The organism is Blastococcus sp. CCUG 61487 (assembly GCF_005222955.1).
Taxonomy (GTDB): Bacteria; Actinomycetota; Actinomycetes; order Mycobacteriales; family Geodermatophilaceae; genus Blastococcus.
The window spans coordinates 1-374 of record NZ_LWUA01000115.1; the positions used below are offsets into that span (position 1 = coordinate 1).

1 rRNA gene is annotated in these 374 nt (G+C 64.4%); it reads right to left on the reverse strand.

Annotated elements, in window-relative coordinates:
• A 23S ribosomal RNA gene (locus tag A6V29_RS08155) occupies positions 1 to 374 on the reverse strand; the annotation flags it as partial.

Below are 374 nucleotides of genomic sequence, written 5' to 3' on the forward strand. Positions count from 1 at the left end.
TCCGGGTCCCGCGCTAGAACCACCCCCTCACCCCGAAGGGATCAGTAGGTGGTGTTCGGGCGGTTAGCATCGCTGGGTTCAGCATGGGCGTTCCTTCGCGGGTACGGGAATATCAACCCGTTGTCCATCGACTACGCCTGTCGGCCTCGCCTTAGGTCCCGACTCACCCTGGGCGGATTAGCCTGGCCCAGGAACCCTTGGTCTTCCGGCGGGGGAGGTTCTCACTCCCCTCTCGCTACTCATGCCTGCATTCTCACTCGCGTGGCGTCCACGGCTGGATCACTCCGCCGCTTCCACCGCCACACGACGCTCCCCTACCCATCCACACACCTGGCCGGCCCCTCGAGGGGAACCGACGGGTTGTTGTGTGAATG